This is a genomic window from Desertibacillus haloalkaliphilus (assembly GCF_019039105.1).
GTDB classification, from domain to species: domain Bacteria; phylum Bacillota; class Bacilli; order Bacillales; family KJ1-10-99; genus Desertibacillus; species Desertibacillus haloalkaliphilus.
The window spans coordinates 1-407 of sequence record NZ_JAHPIV010000221.1; the positions used below are offsets into that span (position 1 = coordinate 1).

General features: G+C 47.2%; 1 pseudogene. It reads right to left on the reverse strand.

What is annotated here, in order from left to right:
* A pseudogene (locus KH400_RS21640) lies at window positions 1-407 on the reverse strand (penicillin-binding protein 2); the annotation flags it as partial.

The window sequence follows — 407 nt, forward strand, 5'->3', positions numbered from 1 at the left end:
GGTTAACACCTGCCGTTGCGTAAACACCACCCGTCTTTGGGTTGATAACAACGGCATACGCACCAGTTGTCATCCCCCCTGGAATGTTGTTCTCCAAGATGCTTTGCACATCATTTTGGAACTTTGAATTAATGGTCAACGTCAAACTATCACCAGCTTGACCGGCGTACGTCGTCTTTTCAGTCGTCTTGCCGTCCTTGTCGGTGGTAACCTCAACTTGACCCTTCGTTCCCTTTAGCGCATCTTCGTATTGCTTTTCTAGATATGACGTTCCGACAATATCGTCACGTGAATACCCTTCCGTTAGCAACTTGTTGACACTATCTTCTGGCAACCCAGACTTAGAAGTTGACGTTGAACCAACCAACGCCTTGATTGAATCACCTTGTGGATAGTCACGCGTGTAG